Consider the following 16,540-nt stretch of genomic DNA (forward strand, 5'->3'; position numbering starts at 1 on the left):
CGCGGGATCTTCGCTCACGGTGTGCAGCGCCTGTCCTCGCCCGGCCGGCCTAAACTCTGAACCAGCCCGCGGCGGCGGGGGCGGTGTTGTGCCAGATGTGTTTGATCTCCTGGTATTCCGTGAGACCCGTGGGCCCCAGTTCGCGTCCGTTGCCGGAGCTGCCGAATCCACCCCACTCCGCGGCCACGGTGTAGTAACCGAAATCGTTGAGCCACACCGTGCCGTGCCGGAGCGCCCGCACCACCCGTTCGCCTCGCGCCGCATCGGAGGTACGCACCCCGGCGGCCAGACCGTAGGCCGTGTCGTTGCCGAGCCCGATCGCCTCGGCTTCGGCGGTGAATCGCTCGACGGTCAGGATCGGGCCGAAGGTCTCCTCCTGCACGATTCGCATCGACCGCTCACACCGATCGAAGATCGTCGGAAGATAGAAGTATCCCGCCGCCGGCCGCTCCGGCCGGCGGCCACCACAAATCAGCTGCGCGCCTTCGGAAATGCCCAGCTGCACATACGCCTCGACCTTCGCGCGGTGCGCTCCGGACACCAGCGGCCCGGTTTCGCTGGCCGGATCCAGACCGTCGCCGAGGGTGATCTTCGCGGCGCGGGCGGCCAGGTCGGCGACGAAGTCGGCGGCGATGGGCTCCTCGACGATCAGCCGGGTCCCGGCTGAACAGACCTGACCGGAGTGCAGGAACACCCCGGTCAGGACATGGTCCACCGCGGCCTCCCAGTCCGAGTCGGCCACATCGGCGAACACGATGTGCGGGTTCTTTCCGCCCAGTTCGAGCGCAACTTTGGTCACGTGGGCGGCCGCGGCGCCGGCAATCGCGCGCCCGGTGGCCAGCCCACCGGTGAACGATATGAAGTCGACGGCCGGGTTGTCGGTCAGGGCGGGGCCCACAGAGGCGCCGCCACCCTGCACCAGGTTCATCACACCCGGTGGAACCCCGGCCTCGACCAGCAACCGGACGAAGGCGATCGTGGTCAGCGGGGTCACCTCGCTGGGTTTGGCGACCATCGTGCAACCCGCGGCCAGCGCCGGGGCCACTTTCCAGGACATCTGCAGCAACGGGTAGTTCCATGGGGTGATCAGTACGCACACTCCGATTGCCTCGTGCACCACTCGGCTGATCACCGCAGCATCGCCGACGTCGATCACCCGGTCTGCCTGGGCGGCCGCCAGATGGGCGTAGTAGCGGAAGACCGCCGTGACGTCGTCGATGTCGATCCGGCTCTCGGCCAGCGTCTTGCCGGTGTCGACGGTCTCCAGCCTCGCCAACTCTTCTTTGTCGCGTTGCAGCAGCTCGGCGACCCGCTCGAGGAGCGCAGCGCGTTCGGTCACCGCGGTGGCACGCCAGGAACCATCGTCGAAGGCCGCCCTGGCAGCGGCGACGGCAGCGCGCGCGTCATCGGGAGTGGCTTCGTCGACCACGGCAGCGGTCTCGCCGTTGGCCGGGTTGACGATCTCACGGGTGCCGCCGTCGGAGGCATGACGCCAGTCGCCGTTGATGTAGAGATCGGGTTCGCCGTTCACGACCGTCCGGCCCCCTCGCGTCGTCTACGCCGTATCCGCCAGGCGGGACACTACCCACGAATGGAACTCCGCGATGTGGTGTTCGGCAGGAACGAGTACCCCGCCACCGCGATAGGCACGCGAGGACATCGCGGGCTGGGTCCGTTCGCAGGCCTCGAAATCCTGCAGGTTCACCCGGTGGAACAGTTCGGCCGAGCGTGCCAGGTCCGGTGCGGAACCGACTACGTCACCGGCGTAGAGCCAATCGCATTCCACCACTGTGCGATCCGGTGCCAGCGGGTACATGCGGTGGAAGATGACGTGGTCGGGCACCAGGTTGATGAACACCGTCGGTTTGACCGTGATCGCGTAATAGCGGCGATCCTGTTCGTCGGTGATGCCGGGGAGGCGGTCGAAACCGGCGCCGCCGCCGATGGTGAATCCCGCTACCTCGTCGCCGAACCGGGCGCCGGCACCGATGTTGGCCTGAGCTGCGACGCCACGGGCGAACTCGGGGATGACGCCGACGAGTTCGGGGTGGATCGAACTGCAGTGGTAGCACTCCATGAAGTTCTCGACGATCAGCTTCCAGTTGGCGTTGACGTCGTAGACCACACGGTGGCCCACGTCGAGGCCGCCGATACCGTAACGATTGACGGCATCGGGGTCACCCAGCGTTCGCGTCGCCTCGGCGACCACGCCTTCGAATGGGGGTGGAGTATCTGCCAGACACACCCAGGCGTAGCCGAGCCATTCGGTCAGCGCCACCGGAATCAGTCCGAACCGGTAGCGGTCGATGGGTGCGCCGGCGTCGTCGGTGAGCGCGGCGATGTTGGGCGCGGCCACCAGCTTGCCGTCCAGCGCATAGGTCCACCAGTGGTAGGGGCAGCGCAGCGTACGTGTGATCTCACCCTCGGGTTCGGTGCACAACTGGGCTCCGCGGTGTCGACAGACGTTGAGGAACGCCCGCAACAGCCCGTCGCGTCCCCGGACCAACAGCACGCTCTCCCGGCCCACCTGGACCTTCTTGAATCTACCCGGTGTCGCGAGGTCGGAGGACCGCGCGGCGCAGAACCAGGTGGCCTCGAAGATCCGTTCCTGTTCGGCCGCGAACACTTCGGCGCTGGTGTAGTAATGGCCGCCCAGAGTGGCCAGCAATGCCGGCGCCGAGGGCCGTTCGAGTGCGGGCGGGAACGCGGGCGGAAGATTTCCGGTCATGCGGGCACCAATCTGCGGGGGTCGAACAGCGAGATCGGGTGCGCCGTCGCACCGGAGGTGGCAAGGTCGGCGAGGATCTCCCCCACCACGGGCACGAACTTGAATCCGTGTCCCGAAAAGCCGCATGCCACCGTCACATTCATGCTCTCGGGGTGGCGTGCGATCACGAAGTGCTGGTCGGGGGTGTTGGAGTACATGCAGGTAGCCGAGCGCAGGCAAGGTCCGTCGAGGGCAGGCAGCAGCTCGCTCACCCGTTGCCGCATCTCACCGATTTCGTGGTCGTGCACGGTGCGGTCGAGGGTTTCCGGCGTGCATTCCACCCCCTTGCGGAAGAACGCGACCTTGACACCTCCGCCGGGGCCGTCGATGGCGGGAAAACCGTAGATCTGCATGCCCGAGGCGTTCTCGTCGATGAAGATCGGCTGGTCGACGAACGGCGCGGTGCCACCGAGCGGATCGAGCCAGTACAGCACCTGCCGTTCGACAGTGATCGGGATACCGAATTCGGCGAGCAGTTGCGGGGCCCAGGCACCCGGGCAGATCACCAACTGTCCCGCGCGGTGGACTCCGTCGGCGGTGCGCACGGTCACGCCGCCCGCGGTTTCCGTCCAGTCGAGCACTTCCGTCCCGAACCGCAAGGTGGCGCCGGCCTTCTCGGCAAGATCGAGATGAGCCTGCACGGTCAACTCCGGACGGGCGAAGCCGGCCTTGGCCTCGAACAGCGCGATGTCACCCGGCTGCGGACTGAAGTTCGGGAACCGCGATCGGATCTCATGCTCGTCGAGCACGTCGTGCGGAAGGTCCCACTGTCGGCTGGCCCGCAGGCTGCCCGCGACGGTGAGACAGTCCGGTGGTCCGAGGAACAGACCGCCGGTCATGCGGTACACGTCACGGCCGCTGTCTCGGGCCAGTTGATCCCACAGCTGGTAAGCCCGCAACAGCAGCGGGACATAGGCCGGGTCTTCGAAGTAGGACTGGCGGATGATCCGGGACCCGCCGTGACTCGATCCCCGGTCGTGCGCCGGGGTGAACTTCTCCAGTCCGAGCACCCGCTGTCCGCGTGCTGCGAGGTGGTAGGCCGCGGCGCTGCCCATACCGCCGAGACCGATCACGATGACGTCGTAGGCCATGGCTACCTCTTGATCCGGGCCATCTCGGGGTCCACGACCGGTTCGGCGTGCACCGTCGCGCAGTGCGTGATACCCCGGTAGGCGACGGTGACTCGGTCGCCCACCTGGATCTCGGCGGGCAGCCACGCATAGGCGATGGTGCGGCCGATGGTCGCCGAGTATCCGGCGCTGGTCACATGACCTACCGGGGCGCCACGGACCGACACCGGCTCCTTCCCCAGCACGGCCGCGTCGGGATCGTCGAACACGATGCTGCGCAGCAGAATGTTCGGAACGGCCGCGTGCTGCAGGGCCGTCCTGCCCACGAATGCGACGGGCTTGTCCATCCGCACCGCGAAATCCAGTCCGGCTGCGGCGGGTAGGTGTTCGGTGGTCATGTCGGCACCCCAGCTGCGATAGCCCTTCTCGATGCGCAAACTGTTGAAGGCGATACGCCCGGCCGCGATGATGTGATGCGAGCTACCGGCATCGGCGACCAGATCCCACAGCGCGGCCCCGTATTCGGCGCTGGTGTAAATCTCCCATCCGAGTTCGCCGACGTAGGAGACTCGCATCAGGGTGACCGGAATGGCTCCCAGGTAGGTGTCGAGGGCGCGGAAGTATCCCATCCCGCGATGCGACAGGTCGTCGGGACACAGCGGCGCGACCACCTTTCGCGCCGATGGCCCCCAGACTCCGAGACAACATGTCCCGCCGGTGATGTCGCGGACCGTCACGTCGGCGGGTCGGTGTCGAACCAACCAGTCGAAATCCAGTGGTGAATTCGCCCCGACCTGGAAGACCTCCGGCTTGAGTCGGGCGACGGTGAGATCGCTTCGAATTCCGCCGGTTTGGTCGAGAAGCAGGGTGTAGGTGATCGAACCCACCGTCTTGTCGATGTTGTTGGTGGTCATGCGCTGCAAGAACGTCGCGGCACCGGGCCCGGACACCTCGTACCGGGTCAACGGGGTCATGTCGTACATGGCGACGTGCTCGCGGGTCCAGTGCGCTTCGGCGATCGAAATGGGTGACCAGAACTTCGCCGCCCATTCGTCGCGCTGTGGGACCTTCAAGCCTGCGGCGAAAAGTTGTTGTGCCAGCGCGGCGTTGGATCCGAACCAGGCGGGGCGCTCCCAACCGCCGCCCTCGTAGAAGTATGCATCCAGTGCTGTGTGCCGGGCGTGAAAAGGACTGGTTCGCAGTCCCCGCAGCGCGGTGCGGTACTGATGCGGATGGATGATGTCGTAGACCTCGACGAACGCCTGCGAGCTGGTTTGCTGGACGAACTTCGGGCTGCGCGCGACCGCCTCGAAGCGGTACAGATCGCATTCGTGGGTATCGGTCGAGGAGGTGCCGTCGATGATCCACTCGGCGGTGGCCTTCGCCACGCCCGCCGAGTGGGTGACCCACACCGCTTCGGCCACCCAGAATCCGGCCAGTTCACGGTGCTCGCCGATGAGGGGAAAACCGTCGGGAGTGAACGAGAAGATGCCGTTGAAGGCTTCCTCGACCTTCGAATCTCGCAGTGCGGGAAGAAGTTCGCCTGCGGCGGCCCATGCCGGGGCGAAGTCCTCGTCGGTGAACGGCAGCATCGACGGCATCGGTTCCCCAGCGGTGTCTGCCATCAGCGTGGAGATGTCGACCGGCATCGGGCGATGACTGTAGGAGCCGATGCCGAGGCGGTCTCCATGCTCACGGAAGTAGAGGTCTTGATCCTGGTGGCGCAGGATGGGCAGTCCCGCTTCGGCGAGTTCAGTGTTGCGCCCGACCAGTTCGGCGATCTGACCGGTACGCGCGTATTGGTGCGCCATCGGGACGAGCGGCAGCACGAGTCCGACCTGTCGAGCGAACTCCGCACCCCAGAACCCTGCGGCACAGACCACCACGTCGGCGGGAAGTACACCGTCGGCGGTACGGACACCGGTGACCCGCCGTCCGTCGTCGACGACACCGAGCACCTCGGTGTGGGGCCGCATTACCGCGCCCCGGGTTTCGGCCCGGCGGGCCTGTGCTTCGGCGGCCCGCAGTGCCTTGGCCAGCCCGTCGTCCGGCGTGTGGAAACCGCCCAGGATGCGCCCGCGATCGACCAACGGGTGCAGTCGTATGCATTCGGCCGGACTCAGCAGCCGTCCCTCGACACCCCAGGACTGCGCCCAGCCCGCCTTGCGGTGCAGGTCGGCCCACCGCTGAGGGGTGGTGGCCACTTCAAGCCCGCCGACCGGATTGAAGGCCCAGCCGCCGGGGTGGGTCAGCGCGCCGAACTTGCCCACCGTGTATCGGGCGAAAGCAGTCATCGTCTTCGACGGGTTGGTCTGGAAGACCAGACCCGGTGCGTGGGAGGTGGAACCGCCGGTGGTGAACAGCGGCCCGCGGTCGACCACGGTGACGTCGGTCCAGCCCCGCGAAGTCAGCTCGTCGGCGAGCGACGTCCCCACGATGCCGGCTCCGATCACGACGACTTTCGGCATACCCGGACCGCCCCCCGACACAGTGCTGCTGATGACTAAGTGTTGCCTATTGCGCAACGTGATGCGTTATACGCAACAAATCATCCACCCTGTGCCGGGGCCGCGCAAGGTGAACACACCTTCGGAATTGCTGTGAATGCGGGCGCAGTCGACGCGCAGGTCACCGCACGCTCACACCGTGGCACGAGACGGCAGAACCGGGCCCGGCACCGAACCGGCCCCAGGGGGCATCACCCAGATCAGGCGCCGGGTTCGGGCGCCTCGGCCGTCTTCTCGTCGCTGCCCGATTCCGACTGGGGCAGCATCGCCTCCAGTGCGGGACCGGTGATACGGCGGAATGCGCGCCGCGGGCGGTTCACGTCGAGGATCGCCACCTCCAGCGTGGCCGGCCCGAGGGTGCGGGGTTCAGCTCCGTTACCAGCGGCACCCAGTGCCTTCACCGCGACCGACACGGCGTCGGCCAGGCTCGCGTTCTCGGTGTAGGACTCGTTGAGCGCGGCCGAGATGGGCTCGGTGGTCCCGCCCATCACCACGAAATGCGGTTCGTCGGCGATGGAGCCGTCATAGGTGATGCGGTACAGCTCAGGGGCTTTGGTCTCGCCGTAGTGCGCGACCTCGGCCACACAGAGCTCCACCTCGTAGGGCTTGGCCTGCTCGGTGAAAATGGTGCCGAGGGTCTGGGCGTACACATTGGCCAACTGGCGGCCGGTCACATCGCGGCGCGAGTAGGCATAGCCTTGAGTGTCGGCGAATCGGATCCCGCCGCTGCGGAGGTTGTTGAACTCGTTGAAGCGGCCTACCGCGGCGAACCCGACCCGGTCGTAGAGTTCGCTGACCTTCTGCAAGGACCGCGACGGGTTTTCGGCGACGAACAGCACTCCGTCGGCATAGGCCAACGCGATCACGCTACGCCCGCGGGCGATGCCCTTGCGCGCGAGCTCCGACCGCTCGCGCATCGCCTGTTCGGGCGAGATGAAATACGGGAAGCTCACAGCTCGTCACCTCGTGTCGGCCGGGCGTCGGGGCCGAAGGTATCTGTCCGCGAACGGTTCTCGATGATCTCGCGGCACACCGCGGCCATCCTCTCCTCCGGCACCTCGTGAGCGCCGTCGGCACCGATGATCACCGCGGTCGGATAGATGCCGCGCACCAGGTCCGGACCGCCGGTCGCCGAATCGTCATCGGCGGCGTCATAGAGCGACTCGACGGCCACCCGCAGCGCGGACTCGGCGTCGGCGACCTGTGCGTACAACTTCTTCATCGACGATTTCGCGAAAATCGATCCAGAGCCGACCGACTGGTAGCCCTCCTCCTCGAAGTTCCAGCCGCCCGCGGCGTCGAAGGACACGATGCGTCCTGCGCCCTCGGGGTTCGGATCGTCGAGGTCGTAGCCGGCCAGCAGCGGCAGCGCCACAAAGCCCTGCAGCGCGGCACCGAGATTGCCGCGCACCATGGTCGCCAGCCTGTTCACCTTGCCGGGGAACGTCAGGGCCACACCTTCGAGCTTCTCGTAGTGCTCGAGTTCGACGGCGTAGAGCCGGGCGAACTCCACCGCGATCGCCGCGGTGCCGGCGATGCCGGTCACCGTGTAGTCGTCGGTGATGTAGACCTTCTGGACATCCCTGCTGGCGATCATGTGACCCTGGGTAGCGCGACGGTCGCCGGCCATCACCACCCCACCCGGGTACTTCAGCGCCACAATCGTCGTCCCATGCGGTACCGCATCAGAGGGGATGGGACCGCCACCCGGCAGCAGCTGCGGGGCCTGCTGACGCAGGAAGTCCGAGAACGACGACAGGTTCACGCCACCGTGGGACAGTCCGCGCGGCATGGCAGAGAAATCACGGAACGCGCCGGGTTGAGGGGTCGGAAACGCCGAGTTATCGCGGTCCGGCCAGGTCACTGTCCACCCTTCTGTACGTACGCACGCACGAAGTCTTCGGCGTTCTCCTCCAGGACGTCGTCGATCTCGTCCAGCAGGTCGTCGGTCTCGTCGGTCAGTTTCTCGCGGCGCTCCTGCCCGGCGGCAGTGCTGCCGGTGAGGTCGTCGTCTTCGCCGCCTCCGCCGCCACGCTTGGTCTGCTCCTGAGCCATCGCTGCCTCCTGCGTAAGTTCTCCCACCCAGTGCGGGCACCCGACCTGCTGCCCGTCGGTCTCTCCACAGTACCGGTCGGCTGCCGGAATGCCGGGCATAGCCCTCTCAGGTCGTCAGCTGTTCGACCAGTTCCACGGCACTGTCCACCGAGTCCAGCAGGGCGCCGACATGTGCCTTGCTACCGCGCAACGGTTCGAGGGTGGGGATGCGCACCAGCGAGTCGCCACCGAGATCGAAGATCACCGAATCCCAGCTCGCGGCGGCGATGTCCGCGCCGAAACGCCGCAGACATTCGCCACGGAAGTAGGCGCGGGTGTCGGTCGGCGGATTGTCGACGGCATCGAGCACCTGTTGCTCGGTGACCAGGCGCTGCATCGACCCCCGGGCAACCAGCCTGTTGTACAGACCTTTGTCCAACCGCACATCGGAGTACTGAAGGTCGACCAGGTGCAGCCGCGGCGCATTCCATCCGAGGTTCTCGCGATTGCGGAAACCCTCAAGCAGACGCAGCTTGGCCGGCCAGTCCAACAGATCGGCACACTCCATCGGGTCACGCTCGAGCAGGTCGAGCACGTGCGCCCAGGTTTCGAGCACATGGGTGGCACGCGGATCGGGATCGCGGCTGTCGACCAACTTGGCGACCCGGTCGAGGTAGATCCGTTGCAGCGCCAGACCGGTGAGCTCCCGGCCGTCGGCCAGTGCGACGGTGGCGCGCAGCGACGGATCCCGGGAGAGCACGTGCACGGCGTGGACCGGCCGCGCCAGCGCGAGATCGGACAGGTCCGCTCCGATCTGAGGACCCTCCTCGATCAGGTCGAGCACCAGCGAGGTGGTTCCCAGCTTCAGGTAGGTCGAGGTCTCCGCGAGGTTGGCATCGCCGATGATGACGTGCAGCCTGCGGTACTTGTCGGCGTCGGCGTGGGGTTCATCGCGGGTGTTGATGATGCCCCGTTTGAGGGTGGTTTCCAGGCCGACCTCGACCTCGATGTAGTCGGCGCGTTGCGACAGCTGGAACCCGGGTTCGTCGCCGGACGGGCCGATGCCGACCCGGCCCGATCCGGTGACCACCTGCCGGGACACCAGGAACGGTGTCAACCCGGCGATCACCGCCGAGAACGGGGTCTGTCGGCTCATCAGGTAGTTCTCGTGCGACCCGTAGGACGCGCCCTTGCCGTCCACATTGTTCTTGTACAGCTGCAGCTTCGCCGCGCCGGGCACGCTGGCGACGTGGCGGGCGGCCGCCTCCATGACCCGCTCGCCGGCTTTGTCCCAGATCACCGCGTCCATCGGATCGGTGCACTCCGGCGCCGAATATTCCGGGTGGGCGTGGTCGACATAGAGCCGGGCACCGTTGGTCAGGATCATGTTGGCCGCGCCGACCTCATCGGCGTCGACGACCGGCGGCGGCCCCGACGTCCGGCTCAAGTCGAATCCGCGGGCGTCCCGCAGCGGGGACTCCACCTCGTAATCCCACCGGGTGCGCTTGGCGCGCTGGATCCCGGCGGCCGCCGCGTACGCGAGCACCGCTTGGGTTGACGTCAGGATCGGATTCGCGCTCGGATCGGACGGCGACGAAATGCCGTACTCGACCTCCGTTCCGATGATCCGTTGCATACCGACCAGCGTAGAGGTCGACGATCGGGGCAAGCCCACTGCCTGTGGCGATCGGCCGCGCCACATCCGGGTCCGTGGTGAGATTTATCCTCGATGCCTTCTGATACCGAGCAGCGACGAGCCGCCGAACGGTGGTTCCTCCAGCACGGCCTGCCCGCGGTGCTGCGGCCCGGTGTGCTGGCGCGGCGGGTGTGGACGCGCTCGGCCCCGGCACTGGCCGGGCTGGCCGTGCTGATGACGTACTCGATCATCATCGTCGGGGTGACCGGTGAGCACACCATCGACATCGACGGCGTTCCGACCCGGACCGAGTGGTTCATCCTCGGCGTCGTGGTGCTGGTGCTGCCGACGGCGGGAACGGTGGGATGGCTGGTGTCGCGGACCGATGATCAGCGGTTGCGCGGCGTCGTGTCGGCCGCATCGCTGGCCATCGCCACGCTCGGGGGGATCTTCGGCGGACCGAGCGCCCGGGTCTTCGTCGACGTCGTCACCGAGATCGTGTTGGTCGTGCTGATCTTCGTCGGCACCGCAACGGGAGTCGGCGCCATCCTCGGCTGGGCGGTCCGGATGATGCTGGCCAATCTGGCGTCGGTGGGCAACCTGCTGCTGGGTGCGCTCCCGGTGATGCTGCTGACGGTGCTGGTGTTCTTCAACGGTCCGGTGTGGACCATGGCATCCACGATCAGCCGACCCCGGCTGTGGGCCGGCCTGCTCTTCCTGATGTTCATCGCGGTCACCTTCATGGTGTCGAACACCCTCGCCCGGGTTCGGCCCATCCTGGCACCGGACGCCAAACGGCCCGAGGATGCCGCACAGTTGACCGGCACACCGTTCGAAGCCATGCCGGACCGACCGCGCCGGGTGGCTCTGTCGAAGCCAGAACGGCTCAACGTGGTGTTCGTGCTCGCGATGTCGCAGATCGTCCAGGTGCTGATGGTTTCCATCGTCACCGGCTTGCTGTTCTTCGTCCTGGGGCTGATCCTGATCAGCCCGGAACTGCTGGCGGCGTTGACCAGGAACGGGTCTCCCGACGGTCAGTTGCTCGGCATGACCCTGCCTGTCCCCCAGGCCTTGATTCAGATCACCATGTTCCTGATCGCGTTGACGTTCATGTACCTGGCCGCGCGGACCGTGGCCGACAAAGAGTATCGGGCTCAGTTCCTCGACCCGCTGATCGAGGACCTGCGGTTGACGCTGGTGGCCCGCGACCGGTACCGCACCGTGACCGCCGATCGCCCACGGAGAAAATTCACGCCTGCTCCCGGGTGAGATGGTGCCGCGTCAGTAGCGTGGTGGCATGCAACTGACCCGGTTCACCGATCTGGGACTGCGGACCATGATGTTGCTCAGCGCCGGCGAATTCGACGATCATCGCGTCACCACCCGCCAGATTGCGGCCGGCGCGGGAGCATCCGAGAACCACATCGCCAAAGCGGTGTCCCGGCTCGTCGAGCTCGGCCTGGTGCAGGCTCGCCGCGGCCGGGTCGGCGGGCTGTCGCTGACCGAGGCAGGACGGACCGCCTCGGTCGGCCGGCTGGTGCGGCAGCTGGAAGGCGACCGGGAGGTCATCACCTGCGAGGGCGATTCGCCGTGCCCGTTGCTGGCCGGCTGTCGGCTGCGCCGGGCTCTGCACACCGCCAAGGAGGCCTTCTACGCCGAACTCGACCGTTATACGGTGACCGACCTCGCCCGCAGTCCGGCGCTCACGCTGATTCCGTTGGCGCCGCCGGCGCCCACGGCGCGCTGACCCGATCGAGGCCCGTCGATCGAGCACAATGTGCCCGTGTCCGACATGCGGCGGGTTCACGACTGGTTCCTGCACCGCGGATTGCCGCTGGTGCTGACCCGGCGGGTCCGTGCGCGCAAGCTGGTGGCACGCTCGGCGCCGATGGTGAGCGCGGTCGGTGCCCTCACCGCGGTCACCATGCTGCTCGCCGACGTGACGGGAGACGCCCCTGATTACGGCTATGCGGCGCGACTGGCCGCGATCGCCGCGGTGCTGGTGGCTGCACCGATCGCGCTGGAGCTCCTACACCGGCTCGGCACCCGGGTCGGAGAAGCGCTGCGCCGGTGGGCCGCCGTCCTGGTGATGGCGATCTTCGTCATCGTCATGCCTCTGACGGTCAGTGGCTGGTCCGCCGCAGCGGCCGCGGAGGCACCGGTGTTCATTCTGATCTCGCTGACGGCGATCTGGATGACCTATCTGGGATTCGGGTCCATCGCCTTGTGGGCGTTCCGGTTCGCCTGGACGCAGTTGGGGGCGTTGGGCACCCTGATGAGCCGTGCGCTCCCACTGCTGATGCTGACCGTCGTCGTGTACTTCACCGGCGAGCTGTGGCAGCTGGCGGCCCGCATGTCCCGCGAAAGGCTCTGGCAGACAATCGGTTTCCTCAGCCTGGTGGCGTTGGTGTTCATGGTTGCGACAATCCGCGACGAGGTCAGCGCACTGCGACGAGACCGCTCGGCACAGCAGGATCCGTCGACGATGCTCGCCGGCACACCGCTGGAGAACCTGGCCGGTCCCGCCGAACGCACCTCCCTGTCGACCGCCGAACAGGTCAACGTGGTGGCGGTGATGGTGGTCGCGCAGGCGATCCAGGTGGTGTTGTTCACCGCCGGACTGTTCGCGTTTTTCCTGGCGCTGGGCGTCATCGCGATACCCGACGATGTGACGGTGCTCTGGTCGGCAGAGAAGGGCTGCACGGCGGGCCAACCTCCTTGCGCGGGAACATGGTTCGGCGTGAACGTCCCGGTGCCGCAGACCGTGGTGCACACCTCCCTGTTCGTGGCGGTGCTGTCCGGTCTCTATTTCACGGTCAGCACCAGCGTCGACCCGCTGTACCGGCAGCGGTTCTTCGAACCGTTGATCGCCGACGTCGCGGTCAGCCTCGCCGGCCGCGACGCCTACCTCCACGCGGAGCACACCCGCGCCTGACCGGACCCGGGGTTCACCCAAACAATGCGCGCCGGCGTGCCCAAGGGCTAGGTTCGTGCCGTGGCCAACATCTTCGGCAAACGCTACGGCGAGGTGCTTCTTGTGCACGTCACCGATTCCGGTCCGCAGGCGACCGTGTACAACACGTTTCCACTCAACGATTGCCCCGCCGAGTTGTGGTCGGGGCTCGATGCGCAGGCGATCGCCGCCGAACACCGGGCCGCCGCCGCCGTACTGAACGGTCCCCGGTACTGGCTGATGAGCGCCATCGAGAAGGAGGGCGCGACCCAGACCGAGCGGGAGACGTTCGGCGGCCTGGAAATGCTGCGGCAGGCCACCGTCGCGCTCTCGTCGATGAACCCGGCGCCCTACTCCGTCAACGAGGTCGATCGGCGCGCGGTCTTCGTCTTCGATCCGGTGAACCCGATCTTCGAGTTGGTCGACGACCAGGGGCGCCGATGGGTGATGCAGACCTACAGTCAGATGGTCGATCCCACCTTGGCCCTCGACGACCTTCCCGACCTGGAGGCACGGCTGCGTCTGCCGCCCGGTTGGGCCTATCGCACACGCAGGCTCGACGAGCCGTTGACCATCGACACGTCGCAGCGCAAAGCCAGTGTGCTGCAAGACGATCTGGCCAACAGTTATTCGCTGGTGAACTGAGCCCGCCTCGTGTTCAGACCGTCACACGCCGACAGCTGCGCCGAGCATCCCCGGTGACGGGGTCGAAAAAGTAGCGATGTGCCGGTGGCAACCGAAGGCCTATTCGCGTGCCGCTGTCCAGCGCGAGCCCGGGCTGGGAATGGGCGACGACCCGTGTCTCACCCACGAGGGCAGTGACCAGGCAGTGGCTTCCGAGCGGTTCCACGAAATCGACACGGGCGCGAAGCGCATCGTTTTCAGTGACCGAGCACAGCTGTAGGTGTTCCGGCCGCGCCCCGACGATCACCGGGCCGTCGGGTTCGGACACGGCCGCCACCGCGCCACCATCGACGGTGAGCACACCGTCGCGGACGTCGGCGGGAATCAGATTCATCGGCGGGCTCCCCATGAACGCGGCAACGAAGGTGTTGGCGGGGCGGTTGTAGATGTCGTCGGTGGTTCCGATCTGTTGCACCTTGCCCTCCGACATGACACACAACCGGTCACCCAGCGTCATCGCCTCGACCTGGTCGTGGGTGACGTAGATCGAGGTGACCGGCAGCTCGCGGTGCAGCCGCTTGAGGTCACCACGGACCTGGTTTCGCAGCTTCGCGTCCAGGTTGGACAGCGGTTCGTCCAACAGGAATGCCTGCGGTTGACGCACCAGGGCTCGACCCATGGCGACCCGTTGCCGCTGTCCGCCGGAGAGCTGGCCCGGCTTGCGGTCGAGCAGGGCACTGATCTGCAGCAACTCCGCGGTGGCGTGCACCCGCCGATCGACCTCCTTGCGTGGGGTCCGGCGCTGACGAAGACCGTAGGCGAGGTTCCGGTACACCGACATGTGCGGGTAAAGCGCATAGTTCTGGAACACCATCGCGATGTCACGTTGACCGGGCGACAGGGCGTTGACGACCGCGCCGCCGATCCGGATCTCGCCCGAGGACGGCTTGTCCAGGCCGGCCAACAAGCGCAGCGCGGTGCTCTTCCCGCATCCGCTGGGCCCGACGAGGATGAGGAACTCCCCATCAGCCACGGTCAAATTGAGATTCTCCAATGCGACCACGTCGTCGGCATAGCGTCGCGTGATGTCACGGAATTCGACCTCAGCCAATTTGACCCCCCTCAACCCTTGATTCCGGCACTGGCCACCGATTGGACGAAGTACCTCTGGGCACCGATGAACACCAGCAGCATGGGCAGCAGGCTCATCACGTTGGCCGCCATCAACAGCGGCCAATTGACACGATGCGCACCTTGGAAATAGCTCAGCCCCAACGGAACGGTCATCTGGTCCTGCGAGGTGATCACGATCAGCGGCCACAAAAAGTCGTTCCAGGAGGTGAGTACGGTCAGTGCGGCCAGCGTCGACAGTGCGGGCAGCGACAACGGCAGAACCATCTTCACCAGAACGCCCAAGCGTGAGGTGCCGTCGACCCGTGCAGCCTCCTCAAGCTCCACAGGAACGGTCATGAAGAACTGCCGGAGAAAGAAGATTCCGAACGCCGTGGCAAGATTGGGCAACATCAAGGCTCCGATATGGTCGATGCCCAGTCCTTCCCAGACGTTGTCGCCGAACCATTTCACAATGAGAAACACCGGGATCATGGTGACCTGGAACGGCACCATCAAGGTCGCCATCAGCGTCACGAACAGCGCGCCGCGGCCCAGGAACCTGATGCGGGCGAACGCGTAACCGGCCAGACTGCACACAACGAGGTTGCTGACCAACACCACACCGGTCACGGTGAGGCTGTTGAGGAAGAAGTGACCGAACGGGGCCGCTGCCCAGGCTTCGGAATAGTTCTCGAAGCGCGGACTGTTCGGGACGACGACCGGCGGGAATCGGTTGGCCTCCCCCTCGGTCTGCAGAGACGTCACCACCATCCACAGCAGCGGAACGATCAACAGAAACGACACCGGGATGAGAACCAAGTGCCATGGGCTGAACCCGAGACGAATCCGGGGCGGCCGGCGGTGCCGCACGGCCGCGGGCATCGAGGGCGGCACCGAGACCAGCGGCGGGACTTCGGAGAGTTTCTGATTTGTCATGAGTAATGCACATATCTGCGTGCGAGGCGGAATTGGACTGCGGTGATCACCAGGATCACCACGAACAGCGCATAGGCCATGGCGGCGGCGTAGCCGGCGTCGAACTGGACGAAGGCCCGGTCCCAGAGGTAGTAGACGATGACGGTGGTGGCCCTCAGCGGGCCTCCGCGGGTGGTGGCGTACACCTCGTCGAAAAGCTGTAAGGCGTTGATGGTCAGCCACACCAGCAGGAAGAGGTTGGCCGGACCCAGCAGCGGCACTGTGATGGTGCGGAACCGGGTGCCGGCCGAGGCGCCGTCGATGGCGGCCGCCTCGTGCAACTCCGCCGGGACCCCCTGCAGCGCAGCCAGATAGACGATCACCGAAAACCCCGTCCACCCCCAGATCGTCATCGCGACGATGACGAAAAGGGCCTGCGACGGCGAGGCGAGAAAGGGTTGCGAGGGCACCCCGAGGGCATTCAGCGCTGCGTTGACGAGTCCGTAATCACGGTCGGTCAACCACAGGAAGATGATGCCCTGCGAGATCGTCGACACCGCCATGGTGATGTAAGCGGCAGTCCGGTACAGGGAGATGAACCGCAGCGACCGGTTCATCGCGGCGGCGATGAACATACCGACGACCATGGTGCCCGGTACGAACAGCGCGGTGTAGACGATGGTGTGTTTGACCGACTCCCGAAACATCGGATCCTCGGCCAGCTTCTGGTAGTTCGCGAATCCGACCCACGGGGTCTTGTCGGTGAGCAGATCGGAGTCCTGAAAGGACAACTGCAGTGACATCAGAACCGGCAGCAGTCCGAAAATCCCGATCAGCACCGCCGCAGGACTCACCAACGTCCAGCCGCTGATGCTCTCCGATCGGCCGAGCCGGTCGACGAGGTTCGGCATCGGAACTTCC

General features: G+C 66.3%; 15 protein-coding genes. 4 read left to right on the forward strand and 11 right to left on the reverse strand.

Going from position 1 to position 16,540, the window contains the following annotated elements; genetic code table 11:
- Window positions 1-49: 49 nt before the first annotated feature.
- The 8 genes from ACNUDN_RS16125 to dop all read right to left on the reverse strand — a co-directional run bounded on the left by ACNUDN_RS16125 (window position 50) and on the right by dop (window position 10,014).
- Window positions 50-1,531: an aldehyde dehydrogenase family protein gene (locus ACNUDN_RS16125; RefSeq protein WP_419122890.1), complete on the reverse strand. Its 1,482-nt coding sequence runs from the start codon at window positions 1,529-1,531 to the stop codon at window positions 50-52.
- 24 nt (window positions 1,532-1,555) lie between these two features.
- On the reverse strand, window positions 1,556-2,728 hold the full coding sequence (locus ACNUDN_RS16130) for an aromatic ring-hydroxylating oxygenase subunit alpha (RefSeq protein ID WP_419122891.1): 1,173 nt from the start codon (window positions 2,726-2,728) through the stop codon (window positions 1,556-1,558).
- Complete coding sequence (solA, locus tag ACNUDN_RS16135; RefSeq protein WP_419122892.1) at window positions 2,725-3,858, reverse strand: N-methyl-L-tryptophan oxidase; 1,134 nt, start codon at window positions 3,856-3,858, stop codon at window positions 2,725-2,727. Before solA ends, ACNUDN_RS16130 begins: the two co-directional genes overlap by 4 nt.
- A gap of 2 nt (window positions 3,859-3,860) precedes the next feature.
- Window positions 3,861-6,305, reverse strand: coding sequence for a GcvT family protein (locus tag ACNUDN_RS16140; protein WP_419122893.1), 2,445 nt, complete (start codon window positions 6,303-6,305; stop codon window positions 3,861-3,863).
- A gap of 239 nt (window positions 6,306-6,544) precedes the next feature.
- Window positions 6,545-7,297, reverse strand: coding sequence for a proteasome subunit alpha (prcA, locus tag ACNUDN_RS16145; RefSeq protein ID WP_419122894.1), 753 nt, complete (start codon window positions 7,295-7,297; stop codon window positions 6,545-6,547).
- Window positions 7,294-8,136 (reverse strand): proteasome subunit beta, encoded by an 843-nt coding sequence (prcB, locus tag ACNUDN_RS16150; protein WP_419125183.1) that lies wholly within the window; start codon window positions 8,134-8,136, stop codon window positions 7,294-7,296. Before prcB ends, prcA begins: the two co-directional genes overlap by 4 nt.
- Before the next feature lie 68 nt (window positions 8,137-8,204).
- On the reverse strand, window positions 8,205-8,399 hold the full coding sequence (locus tag ACNUDN_RS16155) for a ubiquitin-like protein Pup (RefSeq protein WP_011780649.1): 195 nt from the start codon (window positions 8,397-8,399) through the stop codon (window positions 8,205-8,207).
- A gap of 106 nt (window positions 8,400-8,505) precedes the next feature.
- Window positions 8,506-10,014: a depupylase/deamidase Dop gene (dop, locus tag ACNUDN_RS16160; RefSeq protein WP_419122895.1), complete on the reverse strand. Its 1,509-nt coding sequence runs from the start codon at window positions 10,012-10,014 to the stop codon at window positions 8,506-8,508.
- A gap of 93 nt (window positions 10,015-10,107) precedes the next feature.
- Here dop and ACNUDN_RS16165 point away from each other — a divergent pair, with 93 nt between their 5' ends.
- From ACNUDN_RS16165 to ACNUDN_RS16180, 4 genes are read left to right on the forward strand one after another with little or no spacing between them, the layout of a single operon-like run.
- Window positions 10,108-11,283 (forward strand): hypothetical protein, encoded by a 1,176-nt coding sequence (locus ACNUDN_RS16165; RefSeq protein WP_419122896.1) that lies wholly within the window; start codon window positions 10,108-10,110, stop codon window positions 11,281-11,283.
- A gap of 28 nt (window positions 11,284-11,311) precedes the next feature.
- The gene (locus tag ACNUDN_RS16170) at window positions 11,312-11,761 is read left to right on the forward strand and encodes an RrF2 family transcriptional regulator (protein ID WP_419122897.1); all 450 of its coding nucleotides are present in this window, start codon (window positions 11,312-11,314) and stop codon (window positions 11,759-11,761) included.
- Window positions 11,762-11,806: 45 nt separating this feature from the next.
- Complete coding sequence (locus tag ACNUDN_RS16175; protein ID WP_419125184.1) at window positions 11,807-12,949, forward strand: hypothetical protein; 1,143 nt, start codon at window positions 11,807-11,809, stop codon at window positions 12,947-12,949.
- Window positions 12,950-13,009: 60 nt separating this feature from the next.
- On the forward strand, window positions 13,010-13,612 hold the full coding sequence (locus tag ACNUDN_RS16180) for a hypothetical protein (RefSeq protein WP_419122898.1): 603 nt from the start codon (window positions 13,010-13,012) through the stop codon (window positions 13,610-13,612).
- A 13-nt stretch (window positions 13,613-13,625) separates the two neighbouring features.
- Here the strand turns inward: ACNUDN_RS16180 and ACNUDN_RS16185 are convergent, their stop codons facing one another.
- The 3 genes from ACNUDN_RS16185 to ACNUDN_RS16195 are packed head-to-tail and all read right to left on the reverse strand — an operon-like array spanning window position 13,626 to window position 16,530.
- Window positions 13,626-14,702: an ABC transporter ATP-binding protein gene (locus tag ACNUDN_RS16185; protein ID WP_419122899.1), complete on the reverse strand. Its 1,077-nt coding sequence runs from the start codon at window positions 14,700-14,702 to the stop codon at window positions 13,626-13,628.
- A gap of 11 nt (window positions 14,703-14,713) precedes the next feature.
- Window positions 14,714-15,640: a carbohydrate ABC transporter permease gene (locus ACNUDN_RS16190; RefSeq protein WP_419122900.1), complete on the reverse strand. Its 927-nt coding sequence runs from the start codon at window positions 15,638-15,640 to the stop codon at window positions 14,714-14,716.
- Entirely contained in the window at window positions 15,637-16,530 is an 894-nt protein-coding gene (locus ACNUDN_RS16195; RefSeq protein ID WP_419122901.1) for a carbohydrate ABC transporter permease, read from the reverse strand. Before ACNUDN_RS16195 ends, ACNUDN_RS16190 begins: the two co-directional genes overlap by 4 nt.
- Window positions 16,531-16,540: the final 10 nt, after the last annotated feature.

Source organism: Mycobacterium sp. smrl_JER01 (assembly GCF_048513595.2).
Lineage (GTDB): Bacteria > Actinomycetota > Actinomycetes > Mycobacteriales > Mycobacteriaceae > Mycobacterium.